This is a genomic window from Nonomuraea sediminis (assembly GCF_018531495.1).
GTDB lineage: Bacteria > Actinomycetota > Actinomycetes > Streptosporangiales > Streptosporangiaceae > Nonomuraea > Nonomuraea sediminis.
In genome coordinates this window covers 128197-147234 of the sequence record NZ_JAHDTI010000019.1, presented here as the reverse complement: position 1 = coordinate 147234, position 19038 = coordinate 128197, and the positions used below count along the sequence as shown (strand labels likewise).

Genomic DNA, 19038 nt, shown 5'->3' with positions numbered 1-19038 from the left:
TATGTACTCAACGTGGCACGGCACAGAAGGAAACGGCGACGGCCAGGGCTCACCACGATCTCCGTACTCGGCGTGACCGGCGCCGTGCTGTGGAGTCTGTACCTGGCCCGCGGCCCGGCCTGCGCGGCCACTCCCGTCGCGTGCACGGCCGCACCGGCCGACCTGTACGCGTCGGTCTCGCCCCAGGAGTACGGCGAGGCCGCGGCGTGCGGCGGCTACCTGGACGTCACGGGACCGCGGGGCACGGTCCGCGTGCAGATCACCGGGGCGTGCGCGGACTGCCGGGCCGGCGAGGTGGACCTGAGCCGGGCGGCCTACGGCCGCATCGCCGAGCCCGGCCGCCCGGTCACCGCGGTGACCTACCGCCAGGTCAAGGATCCGCAGCTGCGCGAGCCGCTGGGGTTCCGCATCAGGCGCGGGTCCACGCAGGACTGGCTGGCCGTCCAGGTGGTCGATCACGGCAACCCGCTGCACAGCGTGGACGTGCGGGTCGACGACCACTGGCGGGCGATGAAGCGGCGCGCGGACGGCTCGTGGGTGGCGGCCAGAGGCGCGGGCGACGGCCCGTTCACCTTCCGCGTGACCGACGTGCGCGGCCACCGCAAGCAGGTCGGCGATCTGGACCTGCTGCCCGGCCAGATCCAGCGCTCGGCCGTCTTCCTGTACGGCAGCGCCAGAGCGGTCCCGCTGCCGACGATCGCCGCGACCCCGGTCAAGCGCAGCTGCTAGGACACCGGAGCGGAGCCGGCGGCCAGGGCGTCGCCGGTGGGGGTGCGGCGGTAGACGACCTGCTTGCCGACGCGCATGCCGACCGCGAGCCCGCCGTCGCTGAGCACGCCGAGGTGCTGGCTGACCGCGCCGGGGGTGAGCGACATCCGCCCGGCCAGCGCCGAGGTGGTGGTGGGTTCGGCCAGCGCGAGCAGGATCTGGGCCCGGCTGCGCCCGATGAGCGCCGCCAGCGCCCCCGGGGCGGGCGGCGGGCCTTGCTCCCACAGCGTGCCGACGCCGAGCACCGGGTAGACGAGCGTCGACTGGTAAGGGGCCGACATCACCGCGACCGACGGCCAGTAGAACGCGGTGGGCACCAGCACCAGCCCGTCGCCGTGCAGGCCGCCGGTCTCGCACCAGGGCCTGTCGACGATCAGCTGCTCCCCCGTCCAGTTGACGGCGGGGTCGAGCGCGGCGAACAGCGCCTTGGCCCCTCCCTGGGCCAGCTGCCGCGACCTGCGCAGCACGTCGCGTTCGAGCAGCCCGTAGACGCGGGGCCAGAACTCGGCGAAGCAGGCCTCCCAGTAGGCGCGCAGCGCCTCGGTCACGCGGGCGACGGCCCCGGCGGGGTCGGCCACGATGCGGTCGATGATCGCGGGGTCGGTGCCCTTGACGTGGCGCGCCTCGGTGGCGACCCGGTCGGGCGGCGTCAGCCGTACCCGGTCCAGTTCGGCGGCGAAGTCGGGCAGCGGCGTGTCCGGCGGCGGGGTGAGGAAGTCGGCCAGGTAGCCCTTGGGTGGGATCAGTGCGAACAGTTCGGCCAGGTCGAGTTCGGCCAGGCGCGGGCGGACGGCCTTGATCCAGGGCAAGTGGACCGACTGGCGGGCCGGGTCCTGCAGGGTGCGGAGGCTGGCGACCAGCTCCCACAACGGGGAGAAGGCGAACCTGATCCTGGCCACGTCTTCCGGCTTCAGCACCCACATCACGGACACAGCTTTTAGTCTGCCCTAAATCGTTCGCGCGGGCATATACGCGCCCTCGACGCTTGGACGCGTGACAAACGCTCTCGCGAACAGGCCGTCTTTCTGGCGTTCCAAGGTGGGGGGCCTGCCCCGGCCGTTCTGGGCCCTGTGGACCGGCTCGCTCGTGAACCGGCTCGGCACGATGGTGGTGCCGTTCACCGGGGTGTACCTGACGCAGGCCCGCGGGCTGTCGTTGGCCGCGGCCGGACTGGTGATGGCGGTCTTCGGCGCCGGGTCGCTGCTGTCGCAGGTGACCGCGGGGATCCTGACCGACAGGGTCGGGCGGCGGGCCACGCTGGCCGGGTCGATGCTGGCCACCGCGGCGACCATGCTGGCGCTGGGTTACAGCACGACGCTGCCCGCGATCCTGGTGTCCATGTTCCTGCTCGGGCTGGTGGTGGACGCCTACCGGCCCGCCTCGAGCGCCCTGGTGGCCGACCTGGTCTCGCCGGCCGAGCGGCCGCGCGCCTACGGGCTGCTGTTCTGGGCGATCAACCTGGGCTACTCGGTCGGGATGACCGCGGGCGGGTGGCTGGCGGAGGCGGGGTTCGTCTGGCTGTTCTGGTTCGACGCGGCCACGTGCGTGATCTTCGCCGTGCTGGTGTGGCGGGCCGTGCCCGAGACGCGGCCGGAGGTCGGGCACGCGGAGGGCGGGTTCGGCGTGGTGCTGCGCGACCGGCTGATGATCGCCTTCACGCTGGTGGTGCTGGGCGACGCGGTCGTCTACTCGCAGTCGTTCACGATGCTGCCGGTGGCGATGACCAAGCTGGCCGGGCTGACGACCGGCGAGCTGGGGGCGGCGCTGGCGCTCAACGGCGTGCTGATCGTGATCGTGCAGCCGCTGGTGTCCGACTGGCTGGGGCGTCGCGACCCGTCGCGGATGTTCGCGCTCGGGCTGGCGGGGATAGGCGTCGGGTTCGCCCTGACGGCGTTCGTCACCTCGGTGGAGTGGTTCGCGGTGTCGATCGTGGTGTGGACCGCGGGCGAGGTGGTCACGGCCGGGATCCCGGCGGCCATCGTGGCGGCGCTCGCTCCGGAGCACCTGCGCGGCCGGTACGCCGGGCTGTTCGGGTTCGCCTGGTCGGCGGCGGCGGTGCTGGCGCCGGTGCTCGGCAGCCGGCTGCTCGCGCTCGGGCAGGGTCCGATGTGGTTCACGATGGGCGCGATCGGCGTGATCTCGGCCGTCGCCATGCTGGCGCTCGGCCCGGCGATCCGCCGCAGGTCAGCTCATTGAGCAAATTTTGATCCAATATTGGTCCCGCCCCGGTACGTTCCCCGGGTGCGGATCACTTCGGCCAGGGGCATGGCCATCGGGCTGGCCACGCTGGCGGTCGTGCTGGAGCTGGCCGACATCTGGGTGACGGCCCAGCTGCCGCCCTCGCCCTACACGCCGCTGCCGTTCGCCCCCGAGGACATGGCGGGGACCGCGTTCCCCGTCTTCGGGGCGATCCTGGTGCACAGCAGGCCGAGGCTGGTCATCGGGTGGCTGCTGTGCCTGGGCGGGCTGGCCTCGGCGGCCAACATCCTGTCCGCCAACACCGCGCGGCTGCTCGGCGACTCGCCCGCGGACTGGCCGGTGGTGGGCTTGACGTGGAACGCCTGCACGCTGGCGCTCGGCGTGCTGCTGCCTCTGCTCTATCCGACGGGCGCGCTGCTGTCGCGGCGGTGGCGGTGGGTCGTCGTGCTGGCCGTGGCGGGCATGGGGCTGGACTGGGCGGCCAAGCTGCTCCCCGTGCCGGGCGGCAGGCAGGCCGCCCAGGTGGTGGTGGCGGCCGCGATGGGGCTGGCGTTCGTGTCGCTGGCCATCCGCTTCCGCCGCGCCGATCCCGCCGAGCGGCGGCAGCTGATGTGGCTGGTGGTCACGCTCCCCGCGCTGCTGGTCCCGTGGATGATCGGCGATCCGGTGTGGTGGCTGGCCACGCCGGCGATCCCGCTGATCCCCGCGGCCATCGCGGTGGCGGTGCTGCGTTACCGGCTGTTCGGCATCGACACGCTGATCAGCAGGGCGCTGGTCGGCACCGGGCTGGCCATCGTGATCGCCGGCGTGTACGTGGCGGCGAGCGGCGCCTCCACGCTGCTGCTGTCCGGGGTGGACCGCTCCGCCGGGCTGGCGGCGGCCCTGTTCGCCGGGGCGTTCTTCCTGCCGATGCGGCGCCTGCTGCTGCGCGGCGTCGACCGGCTGCTGTACGGCAGCACCGGCGACCCGCAGGCGCTGGCGGGGCGGCTCAAGCACCGGCTGCAGCACGCCGACCCCGGCCACGGTCTGCTGGCCACGCTGGACGTGCTGGTCGAGGGCCTGTCGGTGACGGGCGCCGCCGTGGACGTCGACGGGACGGTCACCACGTCGGGCACGCTGGGACGGCCCGCCAGGACCGTGGCGCTGGTCTGGCACGGCGAGCCGGTCGGGCTGCTGCTGATCGGCCCCACCGAGCGCCGCCGGTTCCCTGCCGCGCACGACGAGCGGGTGATCGCGACGCTCACGCCGTACATCGCCGACGCCGCGCACGCCGTACGGCTGACGGCGGCGCTGCAGCGCTCGCGCGAGCACATCCTCCGCGTGCGCGAGGAGGAGCGCCGGCGCCTGCGCCGCGACCTGCACGACGGCCTGGGCCAGTCGCTGTCGGCGATGGCCATGACGATCAACGTGGCGCGCATGTCGGTGCGCCGCTCCCCCGACCAGGCCGAGCGGCTGCTGACGGACCTGCGCGCGGGCATGGACGCCGTCACGGGCGACGTCAGGCAGCTGGTGTACGGCCTGCGTCCCCCCGCCCTGGACGAGCTGGGCCTGGCGGGAGCCGTCGAGCGGCTGGCCTTCGGACCCGTGCGGACGGCAGGGGACCTGGACGGGCTGCCCGCGGCGGTGGAGGTGGCGACCTACCGCATCGTCCAGGAGGCGCTCACCAACGCGCGCAAGCACGCCGACGCCACCAGGATCGAGGTCCGGCTGGAACGTGACACCCGGCTGCGCGTCACGGTGTCCGACGACGGGAAGGGGCTGCCGGCGGACGCGCGGGCGGGGGTCGGCATGAGCTCCATGCGGGAGCGCGCGGCCGAGCTGGGCGGGACGTGCGTGGTGCGCGGGCGCCGGGGCGGAGGGACCGTCGTCCACGCGGAGCTACCACTGTGAAAAGACGCCATATCACTAAATGCCGGGAACGTTTACGCTTTTGCCTGCCATGGTGACCTTCAATGTGCTCGGACCGTTCCAGGCCTGGAACGACGGAGCCCCCATCGACCTCGGCGGGCAGCGCCAGCGCGCGGTGCTCGCCCGGCTCCTCGTCGCGGGCGGCCGCGCCGTACCGGTGAACACGCTCATCGACGAGCTCTGGCCGGGACGGCCGCCCGCGCAGGCGCTGTCGACGATCCAGGGATACGTCTCGCGGCTGCGGCGGGTGCTCGAGCCCGAGCGGGCGCCGCGCGAGGAGGCGGGGGTGCTGGTCAGCGCGCCGCCCGGGTACGCGCTGCGGGCCGCGCCCGACGAGGTGGACGCCTGGCGCTTCGAGTCGCTGGTGAAGTCGGGCGAGGGGTCGCCCGCCTCGGTCTGGGCGGCGATGGACGGCGCGCTGGCGCTGTGGCGCGGGCCGGCGCTGGCCGAGTTCACGGACCTGGCGTGGGCGGCGACCGAGGCGGGGCGCCTGGAGGAGTTGCGGCTGATCGCGGTGGAGCGGCGCGCCGACGCCGGGCTGGCGCTCGGGCGGGCCACCGACCTGGTGGCCGACCTGGAGGCGCACGCCAGCGGCCATCCGCTGCGGGAGGAGGCCTGGCGGCTGCTGGCCCTGGGCCTGTACCGGACGGGGCGGCAGGGGGACGCGCTGGCGGCGCTGCGGCGGGCGCGCTCGGTGTGGCGCGACGAGCTGGGGCTGGACCTGTCGAGCGGGCTGCAGCGGCTGGAGGCCGACATGCTGGCCCAGCGGCTCGAGGAGGTCGCCGAGCCCGTGCCCGCGTCGCACCAGGGGCAGCTGCGGGTCGTGGTGGCCGACGACCAGGCGCTGGTGCGGGCCGGGTTCCGGGCGATGCTGGACGGGGAGCCCGGGTTCGAGCTGGCGGCCGAGGCGGCCAACGGCGAGGAGGCGATCGCGGCGGTCCGCCGGGAGCGGCCGGACGTGGTGCTGATGGACATCCAGATGCCGTATCTGGACGGGCTGGCCGCGGCGCGGCGGATCCTGGCCGATCCCGAGCCGCCCAAGGTCATCATCATGACCACGTTCGGCACCGACGAGAACCTCTACGCGGCGCTGCGCGCGGGCGTCAGCGGGTTCGTGCTGAAGACCTCGGCGCCCGAGCAGCTGCTGGCCGCGATCCGGGCGGCCGCCGCCGGGGACGCGCTGATCGACCCGGCGATGACCGCGCGCCTGATCTCCGCCTTCGCCGGCAGGCCGGACCCGGACGCGCCGGCCAACCTGGCGGGCCTGTCCGACGCCCGGCTGGACCTGCTCAAGCTGGTGGCCAGGGGGTTGACCAACCGTCAGATCGCCCGCACGCTGGCCGTACCCGAGCCCGAGGTCGCGGGCGAGGTGGCGTGGCTGCTCGATCACCTCGGCCTGTTCGACCGGGCCCAGCTGGTGGTCGCCGCCTACGAGTCCGGGCTGGTCACCCCGGTCGAGCGCAGATGAGACACGGATCACTTTTCGTCGCTTTGACGATAAGAAACGGCACATACTACGCTTGATTCCGTGGCTCAACTGCGCATAGCCCTGGCACAGACGAATCCGACCGTGGGCGACCTGTCGGCCAACGCCGACCTGCTCGTCGAGTGGACGCGCGAGGCCGCCGGCCGCGGCGCGCACCTGGTCGTCTTCACCGAGATGTTCCTCACCGGGTACCCGGTGGAGGACCTGGTGCTCAGGACGTCCTTCGTGGACGCCAGCATCGCGACGCTCGAGGACGTGGCGGCAAGGCTGGAGCGGGAGGGGCTGGGCGAGCTGCCGGTGGTCGTCGGCTACGTCGACCGGGCCAACCGGGCGCCGCGCGCGGGCCAGCCCAAGGGAGCGCCGCTGGACGCCGCCGCGCTGCTGTACCACGGGGAGGTGGTGACCAGGACGGCCAAGCACCACCTGCCCAACTACGGCGTGTTCGACGAGTACCGCTACTTCGTGCGCGGCGACCGGCTGCCGATCTTCCGGCTGCACGGGGTCGACGTCGCGATCGCGATCTGCGAGGACCTGTGGCAGGACGGCGGGCCGGTGGCGGTGGTGGGCCAGGCGGGAGCCGGGCTCCTGGTGGTGCCGAACGCCTCGCCGTACGAGCAGGAGAAGGACGACGTCCGGCTGGAGTTGTGCGCGCGACGCGCCCGCGAGGCCGGGTGCGCGCTGGTGTACGCCAACCAGGTGGGCGGGCAGGACGAGCTGGTCTTCGACGGCGACTCCCTGGTGGTTGACGCCGCGGGCGAGGTGGTGGCGCGTGCCGCGCAGTTCCGCGAGGAGCTGCTGGTCGTCGACCTGGACCTGCCGGAGTCGCACGCCGAGCCGGGACAGTTCCCGCACGACGCGGGCGACGGGTCGACGATCACCGTGGACCGGTTCGTGCTGTCGCAGGAGCCGGTCGAGCCCTACGAACCGCTCCCTCACCGGGTGGCCGAGCGGCTGGACCTGGCCGCCGAGGTGTACTCGGCGCTGGTGCTGGCGGTGCGCGACTACGTGGTCAAGAACGGCTTCCGCTCGGTCATCGTGGCACTGTCCGGCGGCATCGACTCGGCGCTGACCACCACGATCGCGGCCGACGCGATCGGGCCCGACCGGGTGCACGTGGTGCTGATGCCCTCGCGCTACTCCTCCGAGCACTCGGTGACCGACGCCGACGAGCTGGTGCGCAGGCAGGGCGTGAACGCGCGGATCGTGCCGATCGCCGACATCGTCAACGCCTTCGAGAAGGAGATCGAGCTGTCGGGGCTGGCGGCGGAGAACCTGCAGGCCCGCGTCCGCGGCATGACCCTCATGGGGCTGTCGAACGAGCACGGGCACCTGGTGCTGACCACCGGCAACAAGAGCGAGCTCGCCACCGGCTACTCCACGCTCTACGGCGACTCGGCGGGCGGCTTCGCGCCGATCAAGGACGTGCCCAAGACGATGGTGTGGGAGCTGTCGCGCTGGCGTAACGCCCACACCGAGCCGTGGTTCGAGCTGGAGGCGGACCGGCCCATCCCGGAGAACTCGATCGAGAAGGAGCCCAGCGCCGAGCTGCGGCCCGACCAGCGCGACACCGACTCGCTGCCGCCCTACGAGGTCCTCGACCCGCTGCTCGACGACTACGTGGAGAAGGACATGGGCTCCCAGGAGCTCATCGCCGCCGGGCACGACGCGGCGCTGGTGGCCCGCATCATCAGGCTGGTGGACCTGGCCGAGTACAAGCGGCGGCAGTACCCGCCGGGCCCGAAGATCACGCCGAAGAACTTCGGCCGCGACCGGCGCCTGCCGATCACCAACCGGTGGCGCGAGTTGCCATGACACCGGCGTCAGGGTTCTAACGTGTCCGGGTGAAATTCGGAATCGCCTACAACACCGCACTGCACGGCCTGGAAGCCGAGCAGGTCGCAGGGTTCGCGCGGCACGCCGAGGCGTGCGGGTTCGAGTCGCTGTTCGTCCCCGAGCACTCGGTCCTGTACCCGGGTGCCATGGTCGGGCCGTTCGAGATCCCGCCGTCGATGCCCTACGCCGACCCGCTGGACCTGCTGAGCTTCGTCGCGGCGAGCACGAGCGAGATCCTGCTCGGCACCGGCGTGCTGCTGCTGCCGTACCACCACCCCGTGCACCTGGCCAAGCGCCTGTCGACCATCGACGTGCTGTCCGGCGGGCGGATGCGGCTCCTGACCGTGGGCCTCGGCACGCTGCCCGGCGAGGCGCACGCGCTCGGGGTCGACTTCGCCTCCCGCGGCCGCCGGGCCGACGAGGCGATCGACGTGCTGCGGCTGCTGTGGACCGGCGGCGAGGAGGGTGTCAGCTTCGACGGGGAGTTCTTCTCCCTCGACCGCGCCTGCAGCTTCCCCAAGCCGTACGGCGTGCCTTCCCTGCCCGTCCACGTGGGCGGCTCGAGCCGGGCGGCCGCGCGGCGGGCCGGACGGCGTGGCGACGGCTTCTTCCCTGGCGGGGCGCTCGGGCCCGAGGAACGGGCGCTGCAGTGGGAGCTGGCCCGCTCCGCCGCAGCCGAGGCCGGACGCGATCCCGGCGCGCTGGAGTACACCCGCTGGGGCGCCATCGACATGGACGCCGACCGGGTCGAGGAACTGGCCGCGCAGGGCGTGACGCGGATCGTCGTCAGCGGCGACCTGGACCAGATGTCCGCCTTCGCCGAAGCGTATTGCGGAAGATCCACATCCATGTGATCATCGGCAGAATGAGGCGCTTAGTCGCATTTCTGGCCAGTGTGGTGCTGGCCCTCGCGCTGTTCCCCACCTCCGCGGAGGCCGCCGGCGGCACGCGGCTCAAGCTGCGGTTCGGCTGGTGCGAGTCGGCCTGCAAGATCTACGTCACGGTGACCAACAGGAGCAGGTACAACATCTCCTGGGTCGGCGGGACCTGCCGGCTCCAGGTGAACGGCCGGTACGTGGGCAAGGGGACGATCTACATCGGCCCCATCAGCCGCGGCCGCTCCCGCACCAGCACGTGCAGCGTGGTCGACGCGCGCCTGGTGGACGCCTGGTACGACTACCAGGACGGCGACGCGGACTTCGACACCTACGCCACCGCCCACGCGCAGGTGCACTACCGCTACTAGGCGGCGAGCAGCAGGGTCAGCCCGCCCAGGGTGTAGCAGATCATCAGGATGAACAGCGGGATCTGGCCCGCGATCGCGCGGGCGGGAGGCAGCAGGCGCACCGACCGGTCGTGCGCGGCGATCACCCCGCACACGTGGCCTGCGACGATCGCCACGACCTGGACCGTGGCGATCGCCGCGGGCGAGACCGCGTTCTGGTCCACCCGGGCGGGCAGCCACAGGGCCAGCACGGCCGCGCGCTGCCCCTCGATGACCAGAAGCGAGAAGTAGTGCGCGATCAGGTAGCCGGCCGCGATGGGCACCAGCGAGTGGGCGAAGCGCGGCGCCAGCCCCCTGGTCCGGCCGATCAGCCCGGCCGCGGCCAGGCAGGCGCCGTACAGCGTGGCCACGGCGACGATCGCGGCGAGCAGGCCGAGCGTACCCAGCGCCGTCCTGCCGAGCGGGCCGGTCTGCAGCGCGTTCACCCAGCCGGGCGAGCCGGAGAAGCCGTCGTAGGCGGTGCCGCCCAGCAGCACGCAGACCGTGGCGACCAGGCCGGGCGCCGGCTCGATCGCGTCCAGGCCGTCGAACGGGCCGCGCAGCACGACCTTCCCGTCCGCCCGCCTGCCCAGCGGTGACAGGTGGCCGATGAGCGTGGAGTACACCTCGAAGGCGTCGCCGCGTTCCAGCCACGCGTGGCCGTACACCAGCGTGCCGGCCACCTGGGCCGCGCCGTACGCCAGCAGGAAGATCGCGAGCGTGAGCCGGTCGGCGGGGTGCGGCGAGACGAGCTCGGTCCAGGTGAAGGCGAGCAGCCCGAGCGCGGCGGGCCAGTAGCCGAGGCGGAGCGGCAGCGGCCGGCGCGGCCGGTCGGGCAGCAGCCGCAGCGGGTCGAGCAGCCGCCAGACCGGCCCGAACAGCAGCGACGCGGGCACCAGCCCCACCCAGAAGACCACGTAGAACAGGTACGGCGCGGCGTTGCCCGCGTCGGGGCCCACCGCCAGCCAGCCCGCGGCGTAGAGCACCACCAGCAGCGTCGCCACGCGCAGCGCCGTGGCGGGCGGCCTGAGCCGGATCACGCGGCCCGCCGTGTCGCCGCGGAAGCGCGAGTCCGGCCACAGCAGCCCGAGCGCCAGGAACGAGGCCACCAGCGCGGCCAGTGCCCCGGCGTAGGCGTAGAAGATCGGGATCGGCAGGTCGCTGCGGCTGCCGACCCCGTGCGCCAGCACGCCGGTCATCGCACCGCGACCTGGGTCAGCACCAGCTCGGTCCGGTGCGTCTCGACCTCGAAGACGCCGGTGATGGTGGCCTTGAAGCGGATGGTGACCGGCTCGCCGGGCCGCAGCTCGGACTCCAGGTCGTAGCCGTGCACGTGCACCTCGTCGGCCACGTCGCTGGTGACGGTGATGGCGACCTGCTGGCCCTTGGGCACGTCCAGCCAGCCGGAGGGCGGGTTCACGTGCCCGTGGTTGATCGAGATCGTGGCCTCGATCTCGCCCGGCGGGACGCTGGGATCCGTGGTGGCCACCTCGTGGGTGGTGCCAGGACGATGGTGCGTGTCCGACAGCGGCGCGCACGCGCACACGACCGCGAGGGCCGGCACGACGACCCACGCCATCCTCATACCGGCACCTCGACGTGCGGTTCCTCCTCGACCCGGCTGCGCCGCGGGGCCAGCACCACGACCGCGCACAGCACCCACACACCGGCCAGCAAGCCACGGATCCAGCCCGGCCCGACCGGGATGAGCGGGATCAGGTGGACCGACCGGTCGAAGGCGTCGGCGAAGGCCAGCAGGCCCAGGATCACGCTGAACCAGCCGAACTTGCCCCGCCTGGCCAGGCCCACGCCCAGCCACCAGCTCCCCATGCCGACCAGCGCGAGCGAGGCTCCCATGGTGCTGTCGAAAGCCGCCGCGACGACGTCGAGGGCGAGCCCGGCGAAGCCCATCACGGTCGCCACCGCCAGGACCCACGCCGAGTCGCTGCTGCGGCGACGCCTCCACAACAGGGCGCCGATCAGGGCCAGGACCAGGGAACCCGCGAGGGCGAGCTGGGTCTCGACCTTGGCCAGGCCGGTGGCGCCGAACCAGTCGCAGCCCGCGGGCAGCTTGGCGTCCCTGGAGCTGAAGTCGGCGCACAGGTAGAGCTTGACGAGCTTGACCGGCTCGGCCACCCACCGGTTCGAGCCGCCCGACAGCGCGGGCGCCCGCGCCTCGCACACCGGCAGTACGGCCGGCGTCGACGAGCCCGCGTCCGCCTGCCAGCAGTTGCCCGTGCCCTGCCCGTCCCACCAGACGTTCACCCCGTTGCCGCGGAACAGGTTGCCCTCGTAGCGGTTGTAGTTGGAGGTGTCGGCCTGCTTGGCCAGAGACGTCTCGCCGCGGATGAAGGCGGGCACGCCGAACAGCTGGAACCCGGCCCGGTTGTGCCCGGTGACCCGGTTGTTGCGGAAGATGTCGTAGTTGCCACCGGCGACCAGGATGCCGGTGCCCGGCGGGACGCCGACCTGGGAGCAGACCACGCCCTTTTCGTAGCCGCGCTCGGCGGGGGGCTTGTTGCAGATGCCCTTGCGGATGTAGCCGTAGTAGTCGCGGTTGTTGTCGTGGATGTAGTTGTTCTCGAACTTGGCGTGGTTCTGCGGCAGTCCCGGGTGGCTGGGCCACAGGCTGTCCGTCGTGGCGCCGACCATGTTGTCGTAGAACTCGTTGTCGTGGACCCACATCGAGTCGCCTGCCGTGCCCGAGTAGCCGAGCGCGTTGTCGTGGCTCTTGCAGCGGCGGATCTCGATGGCGTACCTGGGCACGTCGTGGCCCCGGCCGTTGTTGATGTTGGAGGCGCTGCCCGGGTAGAGCCCGCCGTCGCCGTTGCCGTAGGCCTCGCAGTCGGTGTAGAGGCCGTGGTCGCTGGCGAAGGTCAGGAACCCGTACTCGTCGTTCCAGCGGGTCAGCACCCGGTCGATGACGAACCCGTCGGTCTCCAGCACGTACAGCGAGTTGAACGTGGTGCGCTGGGCGGTGAGGTTGCGGAAGTAGACCCCGTCGCTGCGGTCGGAGCGGATGGCGTTGAGCTTGCGGTACTGGGCGTCGACGACCACGTCCAGCGGGCCCGCGCCGGTGCCCTCGATCTGGAGGTCCTTCTTGCCGAGGATGGCGACCAGGTTCTGGTTGTGCGGGCACCTGCTCTGCTGCTCGAAGGAGAGGATCTGGTAGCCCCACGAGGACCAGCGGGCGGGCAGGTGGGCGCAGTCGCCGGTGGGTGGTGCCTGGCTGGGCTCCTCCTGGTAGAGGCCGGGCAGCATCGCGATCGTCATCCCCGGGCGGTCGACCCTGTCGACGGCCTCCTGGAGGTTGCGGAAGCCGTCACGCCGGCACTTCGCGAAGAGGTCGGCGTTGCGCCGCCGGAGGTCATCAGGAAATGTCGCGATACGACGGTCGAAGTCGGCCTTGTCGGTCTTACACACCAGCAGGTCGGGCTCCGCGGTCCGATAGACCGGCACGGACCCGCTCCCGTCGGGCAGCGTCACCGGCCGCTCGTCGTGGGCCAGCGCCGCCGTTGCGGGTAAGAGCAGGCCCAGGGCCAGTCCTATGACGATCGCGATCCTGCGCATGGGGGGCATGCCCCGGAGACTAGAACGGTGCTCACATTTTGCCTAGCGCTTGTTCATCTGGCTGTTCACGTCGAGCCCTGGGATCCGGTGCGCCGTGACGGCGGGCGAGCGTCCCCGACTCGCCGCGAGCGCCGGTCGCGGGTCCTCGGCCGAAGTACGGCGGGCGGCGGGTGGGGCGGCTTGCCGTACAAACGAAAAAGGCCCGCAAGCCATGCGGGCCTTTTCAGCAGGAAGCTACGGTGCCAGGCCGCGGAGGGCGTGGTCGACGAGGGACTCGGCCAGGTCGGCCGGCAGGTCACCCTCCGGGCCCCACTTGGTGAACCAGGTCATGGCGCCCGACAGCAGCGCCATGGCCAGGTCGACGTCCACGTCCGCGCGCAGCTCGCCGTTGGCGACGCCGCGCTCGAGCGTGTCGCGCATGGCCTGCCTGCGCGGCTCGATGGCCGTCTTGAAGAAGCGCTCCATGAGCCGCGGGTAGCGGTCGTGCTCGCTCATCGCGATGTTCATGACGCATCGGACGCGCCCCATCCCCGCCTCGGCGCGCATGGCGTCGAGGAGGGTGATCAGGTCGGCCCGCACCGACTCGCCCGACAGCGCGGGCAGCGGTGCCTTGAGCGTGACGAGGGCGTCGACGACCAGGTCTTCCTTGTTCGACCACCGTCGGTAGATGGTCGTCTTGCCTACGCCCGCTCGGGATGCGATCGCCTCGATCGACAGCTCGGAGATGCCCATCCCCTCGCTGATCAGGTCGAGCGTCGCCTCGATGATGGCCTTCTCGGCCTTCTCGCTGCGCGGTCGGCCCGCTGGCCGGGTCGCCTGGCTTGCGTCCTGGATCGTCATCGCGGCCTCACACTACCGCTGGTTCCTTCGTTTCCGCGTGACGCGCCGGGCGCGGCTTACCCGGCATCCACTTGGCCACCACCAGGACGCCCAGCAGCGCGATGACCGCGGACACCATGGCCGTGACGTGCATCCCGTGGATGAAGGCGTCGAAGGCGGGCTTGATGAGAGCCTGCCCCTGAGCGCCCATCGCATGCGCGCCGCCCACGGTCGCCATGATCGACTCACCGAGCTTGTCACGCACCGCGGACGGCAGCCCGGTCAGCGCGGGCTCGATCTGGCCCCGGTACTGCGTGGACAGGACCGAGCCGAGGATGGCCACTCCCAGCGCGCCGGAGAGCTGGCGGACGGTGTTGCTCATGGCCGAGCCTACGCCGGCCTTCTCCCTGGGCAGCGCCTCCATGATCGCGGTGGTCGCCGGCGGCATGATGTTGGCCATGGCGGCACCCTGGATGAAGAAGACGACCTCCATCAGCAGGACGGGTGTGTTCAGGTCGAACAGCGCGTAGCTGGCCAGCGCGGCGGCGACCACGAGCATGCTGATCGTGGAGGCGACCTTGGCGCCGAGGGCCTGGTTGACCCGCTGGCTGAGCGGCGCGAAGATCAGCTGCGCCGCGGCGAACGGGATCATCAGCGCGCCCGCCTGGACCGGGCTGAACCCCTTGACGATCTGGATGTAGAAGGTCAGGAAGAACATCCCGCCCATCATCGCGAAGAAGACGACGCCCATCATGCCGATGGCGGAGGAGAAGCGGACGTTGCCGAAGTTGCGCACGTCGAAGGCGGGGTGGTCGATCCGCCGCTCCCACCAGACGAACGCGCCCAGCACCACCACGCCGATCAGCGACGGGATCAGCACCTCGGCGTCGGCGAACGTGGCCAGCTCGCCGCCACGGATGATGCCGTAGACGACGGCCACCAGGCCCACGATCGACAGCAGCACGCCCACCGGGTCGAGCCTGGACGGCTTGGGGTCGCGCGACTCGGGGACGACGGTGCTGATCAGGATCAGGCTGATGATGACGATCGGGACGTTGATCAGGAAGACCGAGCCCCACCAGAAGTGCTCGATCAGCAGGCCGCCGGTGATCGGGCCGACCGCGACCGCGAGCCCGACGCCGCCGGCCCAGATGCCGATGGCCTTACCGCGCTCGGCAGGGGGAAAGACATTGGAGATGATCGCCAGCGTGGCCGGCATGATGGCGGCGCCACCGATGCCCATCGCCGCCCTGGCGAAGATCAATTGGGTGGGGTCCTGGGAATAGGCACTGGCCAGCGATGCAAGGCCGAACAGCGCCATACCGATCATCAACATGCGCTTACGGCCGGTGCGGTCGCCGATCACGCCGAAGGTGAACAGCAATCCGGCGAAGACCAGGGTGTAGGAGTTGATCGCCCATTCCAGCTGGCTCTGCGTGGCGCCGAGGCCGACCTTGGGGTCGGCGATCGTCTTCATCGCCACGTTCAGGATCGTGTTGTCGAGCACGACCGCCAGCAGGCTGAACACCAACACGCCGAGGATCCCCCAGCGGCGCGGGTGGCCCGTGTTCGCGTCCATGACAGCATCCTTCAATTTCGATACGAGTGAGTTTCGCAACGCAACCGTATCGCAAGGCATTCCGATACGCAACGGGCTCGTTTCGTAAACTCTCCCTAACAACCGGTGAACCCCGAAGGCTGTTCCTCTTTCGGCCCCTTCGTCCTCGACTTCCGCCCTGTACGGGCGGGGTCTCGTCCTCTATGGCGGCCCTTCCGCCCTGTACGGCGAGCCACCGCCACCGGCCGCCCGCCGTACTTCGGCTCAGGACCTCAGCCCGGCGCTTCCGGCGAGTCGACGCCCCTCACCCACCGTCACGCCGCTTCGATACCCGAGCACCACGGCCCCCTGCCCGCCGTACAAGGCGCCGACCTTCGCCGCACGCCCCCTCGCCGACCCGGCGCCCGGAACCGCAACCGTGGGCGAGACCCCATCACGACAGACGCCTGGAAGCGCGCCCGCCGATGCGTGCCTGGGCCGCTCGCCCCCTCGCCGACCCGGCGGTCTGGAAGGGCGTGGGGTCAGTGGGCGGCTGCGGTGGGTTCGGGGTGTCTGGTGGGTTGGTGGGTTGGTGGTTGGGGGCGGCGGCGCCAGAAGGGGGCCGCTATGACGACCATCGTGACGCCTACGAGGCCTGCGGTGAAGAAGGCCCAGGGTGCGCCGTGGGCGTCGATGATGGCGCCGGCGATGGGGGACGACGAGGCGCCGCCGATCAGAAGGGCGGTGCCGTGCAAGCCCATGGCCTCGCCCCGGGCGCCGGAGGGGACCCAGCGGCTGACCGTGTCGACGGTGGACGACAGGGCGGGGGCGCACAGGACGCCGGCGGGCAGCAGGGCCAGGATGAGCCACTTCCAGTCGCCGCCGACCAGCGCGACGGGAACGGTCAGGACGCCCATCAGCGCGATGAGCAGCAGCGGCGAGAAGCCCCGCGACAGCCCCCCGTACACGAAGCCACCGAGCAGCGAGTAGACGCACCAGATGCCGACGGCCAGCCCCACCCACTGGGTCTGCCCCGCGTGCTCCATCGTGCCGACCAGCGACAACTCGGTCGCGGTCAGCACGAACGTGGCCGAGGCCACGGTGCCGAGCAGCGCGACGAACGCGGGCGTGAGCCACTGGCGCCTGGGCACCTTGACCGCCGGGGCCTCGAGCTCCTCGGCCGAGCGGGTGGGCGGGTTGAGCAGGAACAGGGCCAGGCCGGAGCCGGTGGTGCCGACGGCGATGACGCCCAGCGTCCAGGCGCTGCCGATCGTGGTGATCCCGGCGACCGCCAGCGCGGGGCCCGTCATGTAGGCCAGCTCCACCAGCATGGAGTCGAGTGAGAAGCCCATCCTGCGCTGGTCGACGGGCACCATCGCAGCCAGGCACTGCCGGATCACGCTGAAGACCGGCAGCATCAGCAGGCCGCCGACGGCCGCGGCGACCACGAGCACGGGATAGGGCAGCTCCCAGGCCGTCGACCAGAACAGCGCCTGGGCGGCGGTCGTGACGGCCAGGATGGGGCGCAGGCCGTACTTGTCGACGAACCTTCCGGACAGCGGTGAGCCGATGGCCATCCCGACCGTGCTCGCCATGGTGACCAGGCCCGCCTTGGCGAAGCCGAGCCCCAGGCCGTTGACGACGTGGAGTGTCAGCGCCATGCCCATGGCGGTGGACGGGATCCTCGCGAGCAGGCCGACCAGGAGCAGAGTACGGACACCAGGCAGCCTGAGCAGGCGCCTGTAAGGTTCGATGGCCATCTTGATTGCTTACCTCCGCCACTATTGTGACGGGCTGGACTGACAGTTTCGCCACTGGATATCGCCTCGTGAGACCATCGGAGGCGTCCGGGTACGCCACTGGGGCGACTCGAGACCTTTCTGGAGGCTTCACATGTCCTCTCTGTACGGCGGCACGTCCCAACGGAGGGTCACAGTCCGCGATCTGGCCGCGGCCAAGGAATCCGGCGAGAAGTGGCCGATGGTCACCGCCTACGACGCGATGACGGCCCGCGTGTTCGACGAGGCCGGCATTCCGGTCCTGCTGGTGGGCGACTCGGCGGCCATGGTCGTCTACGGCTACGACTCCACGCTCCCTGTCACGGTCGACGACCTGCTGCCGCTGACGGCTGCGGTCGTGCGCGGGTCGCGGCGCGCGCTGGTGGTCGCCGACCTGCCGTTCGGGTCGTACCAGTCCTCGCCGGCGCAGGCGCTGGAGTCGGCGGCCCGCTTCATGAAGGAGGCGGGCGCGCACGCGGTCAAGCTGGAGGGCGGGCGCCGTGTGCTCCCGCAGGTCGAGGCGCTGGTGTCGGCCGGAGTCCCGGTGATGGCGCACCTCGGGCTCACGCCGCAGTCGGTCAACGCGCTCGGCGGCTACCGGGTGCAGGGCCGCGGGCAGGCGGGCGACGAGCTGATGGCCGACGCCAAGGACATGGAGCGGGCGGGCGCGTTCGGGGTGGTGCTCGAGTGCGTCCCCGCTGACCTGGCCGCCCGCGTGACCACGTCGCTGTCGATCCCCACGATCGGCATCGGCGCCGGTCCCTCGACGGACGCGCAGGTGCTGGTCTGGCAGGACATGACGGGCCTCACGCCGCGGCCGGCGCGCTTCGTCAAGCAGTACGCCGACGTACGCGCGGTGCTCGACTCCGCCGTCCGCGCCTTCGCCACCGACGTGGCGACCGGCGCGTTCCCAGGTCCCGAGCACACCTACAGCTGACCCCCGTCCGTACGGCGGGCTGTTGCACGACGGGCCGCCCGCCGTACGGCGATCTCATGTTCGACGATCTGTTGTACGGCGGGCTGCCGGAACCGGCCGCCCGCCGTACTTCGGCTGAGGACCTCAGCCCGGCGCTTGCGGCGAGTCGGTGACGGTTCCCGCCGTCACGGCGCTTCGTGACCCGTGTCCCACGGCCCCCTGACCCGCCGCACGGGGCGCCGGACCTCGCCGTACCTCTCCTGACCGACCCGGCGCCTGGAAGCACAACCGTGGACCAAGGCCCCGAAAGCGGGCCCAGGTGAGGTCCTAGGAGCGGGACCGCGGGCAAGGTGCCGATACTCGAGGCGGGACCTCGCTACCGAATCAGGCGATCACACTCTTCGGCCGCACTCTCGTAGCTGCCCAGCAGGAAGGTGTGGATCGCCGCCAGTTGGTCGCCGGAGAAGGTGGCCATCAATTGGCGGCTGCGGGCGTCCATCCCTTCGTAGAACGAAGCGATTCGTTCGAGTCCTGGCGCCCAGGCTTCGACGAGTACCCGGCGGCGGTCCGTCGGGTCCGGTTTGCGCCGGACATATCCCGCCTTCTCCAGGCGGTCGATCATGTGCGTGACCGCGCCGGTGGTGCGCCCGAGCTGAGAGCCGAGAGCGCCGGCGGTGCAGGCTCCTGCGCGGTTGAGTACGTGCAGGCAGAGCAGATCGGTCTGCGCGATGCCGAGCTGCTGGGCGATCAGGTCGTTCAGGCGTCCCAGAGCTCCGGCGAGGTCCGTCATGGAGGCAATGATCCGGTTGGCCAGTTCGTCATTCTGGTCGTCCTGCGGTTTGACGGGCATGCGTGGTCCCATTTATCTTCGCGGCTAAGATACTTAGTGATGAAGCTACTGTATCCGATGCTCTGCTTCTGCGACTTGGAAGGGGCAGTGACTCCTCCGCTCTCTGAAGG

16 protein-coding genes are annotated in these 19038 nt (G+C 71.5%); 8 read left to right on the top strand and 8 right to left on the bottom strand.

Annotated elements, in window-relative coordinates; translation table 11 throughout:
* Positions 1 to 12: 12 nt before the first annotated feature.
* Positions 13 to 729, top strand: a complete 717-nt coding sequence (locus KIK09_RS59760; RefSeq protein ID WP_214326829.1) for an expansin EXLX1 family cellulose-binding protein — start codon at positions 13 to 15, stop codon at positions 727 to 729.
* Here the strand turns inward: KIK09_RS59760 and KIK09_RS50910 are convergent.
* A complete protein-coding gene (locus KIK09_RS50910; RefSeq protein WP_214326874.1) occupies positions 726 to 1691 on the bottom strand; it encodes a DUF5937 family protein in 966 nt (321 codons plus the stop codon). The two genes, KIK09_RS59760 and KIK09_RS50910, sit on opposite strands and share 4 nt — an antisense overlap.
* 115 nt (positions 1692 to 1806) lie before the next feature.
* Here KIK09_RS50910 and KIK09_RS50905 point away from each other — a divergent pair, with 115 nt between their 5' ends.
* Genes KIK09_RS50905 through KIK09_RS50880 form a run of 6 tightly spaced genes read left to right on the top strand, consistent with a single transcriptional unit; the run spans position 1807 to position 9440 of the window.
* Positions 1807 to 2964: an MDR family MFS transporter gene (locus tag KIK09_RS50905; protein WP_308164794.1), complete on the top strand. Its 1158-nt coding sequence runs from the start codon at positions 1807 to 1809 to the stop codon at positions 2962 to 2964.
* A gap of 45 nt (positions 2965 to 3009) precedes the next feature.
* On the top strand, positions 3010 to 4857 hold the full coding sequence (locus KIK09_RS50900) for a sensor histidine kinase (RefSeq protein ID WP_308164793.1): 1848 nt from the start codon (positions 3010 to 3012) through the stop codon (positions 4855 to 4857).
* A gap of 49 nt (positions 4858 to 4906) precedes the next feature.
* Positions 4907 to 6343, top strand: coding sequence for a BTAD domain-containing putative transcriptional regulator (locus tag KIK09_RS60410; RefSeq protein ID WP_214326827.1), 1437 nt, complete (start codon positions 4907 to 4909; stop codon positions 6341 to 6343).
* A gap of 60 nt (positions 6344 to 6403) precedes the next feature.
* Complete coding sequence (locus tag KIK09_RS50890; protein WP_214326826.1) at positions 6404 to 8173, top strand: NAD+ synthase; 1770 nt, start codon at positions 6404 to 6406, stop codon at positions 8171 to 8173.
* A 29-nt stretch (positions 8174 to 8202) separates the two neighbouring features.
* Complete coding sequence (locus KIK09_RS50885; protein WP_214326825.1) at positions 8203 to 9048, top strand: TIGR03619 family F420-dependent LLM class oxidoreductase; 846 nt, start codon at positions 8203 to 8205, stop codon at positions 9046 to 9048.
* Between the two features lie 11 nt (positions 9049 to 9059).
* The gene (locus KIK09_RS50880) at positions 9060 to 9440 is read left to right on the top strand and encodes a hypothetical protein (protein ID WP_214326824.1); all 381 of its coding nucleotides are present in this window, start codon (positions 9060 to 9062) and stop codon (positions 9438 to 9440) included.
* Here KIK09_RS50880 and KIK09_RS50875 read toward each other — a convergent pair.
* From KIK09_RS50875 to KIK09_RS50850, 6 genes are all read right to left on the bottom strand, one after another.
* A complete protein-coding gene (locus tag KIK09_RS50875) occupies positions 9437 to 10657 on the bottom strand; it encodes a hypothetical protein (protein WP_214326823.1) in 1221 nt (406 codons plus the stop codon). The genes KIK09_RS50880 and KIK09_RS50875 overlap by 4 nt on opposite strands.
* Positions 10654 to 11043 (bottom strand): cupredoxin domain-containing protein, encoded by a 390-nt coding sequence (locus KIK09_RS50870; RefSeq protein ID WP_214326822.1) that lies wholly within the window; start codon positions 11041 to 11043, stop codon positions 10654 to 10656. Before KIK09_RS50870 ends, KIK09_RS50875 begins: the two co-directional genes overlap by 4 nt.
* Positions 11040 to 13037, bottom strand: a complete 1998-nt coding sequence (locus KIK09_RS50865; RefSeq protein WP_214326821.1) for a right-handed parallel beta-helix repeat-containing protein — start codon at positions 13035 to 13037, stop codon at positions 11040 to 11042. The genes KIK09_RS50870 and KIK09_RS50865 overlap by 4 nt, the downstream gene beginning before the upstream one ends.
* A gap of 225 nt (positions 13038 to 13262) precedes the next feature.
* Entirely contained in the window at positions 13263 to 13868 is a 606-nt protein-coding gene (locus KIK09_RS50860) for a TetR/AcrR family transcriptional regulator (RefSeq protein ID WP_214326820.1), read from the bottom strand.
* A gap of 7 nt (positions 13869 to 13875) precedes the next feature.
* Positions 13876 to 15426: an MFS transporter gene (locus KIK09_RS50855; RefSeq protein ID WP_214326819.1), complete on the bottom strand. Its 1551-nt coding sequence runs from the start codon at positions 15424 to 15426 to the stop codon at positions 13876 to 13878.
* Positions 15427 to 15926: 500 nt separating this feature from the next.
* Positions 15927 to 17144 (bottom strand): MFS transporter, encoded by a 1218-nt coding sequence (locus KIK09_RS50850; protein WP_214326818.1) that lies wholly within the window; start codon positions 17142 to 17144, stop codon positions 15927 to 15929.
* 133 nt (positions 17145 to 17277) lie between these two features.
* Here KIK09_RS50850 and panB point away from each other — a divergent pair, with 133 nt between their 5' ends.
* Positions 17278 to 18099 carry a 3-methyl-2-oxobutanoate hydroxymethyltransferase gene (gene panB / locus KIK09_RS50845; RefSeq protein ID WP_214326817.1) on the top strand — a complete coding sequence of 274 codons (822 nt, stop codon included), beginning with the start codon at positions 17278 to 17280 and terminating at the stop codon, positions 18097 to 18099.
* Positions 18100 to 18454: 355 nt separating this feature from the next.
* Here the strand turns inward: panB and KIK09_RS50840 are convergent, their stop codons facing one another.
* Positions 18455 to 18928: a MarR family winged helix-turn-helix transcriptional regulator gene (locus KIK09_RS50840; protein ID WP_250575129.1), complete on the bottom strand. Its 474-nt coding sequence runs from the start codon at positions 18926 to 18928 to the stop codon at positions 18455 to 18457.
* Positions 18929 to 19038: the final 110 nt, after the last annotated feature.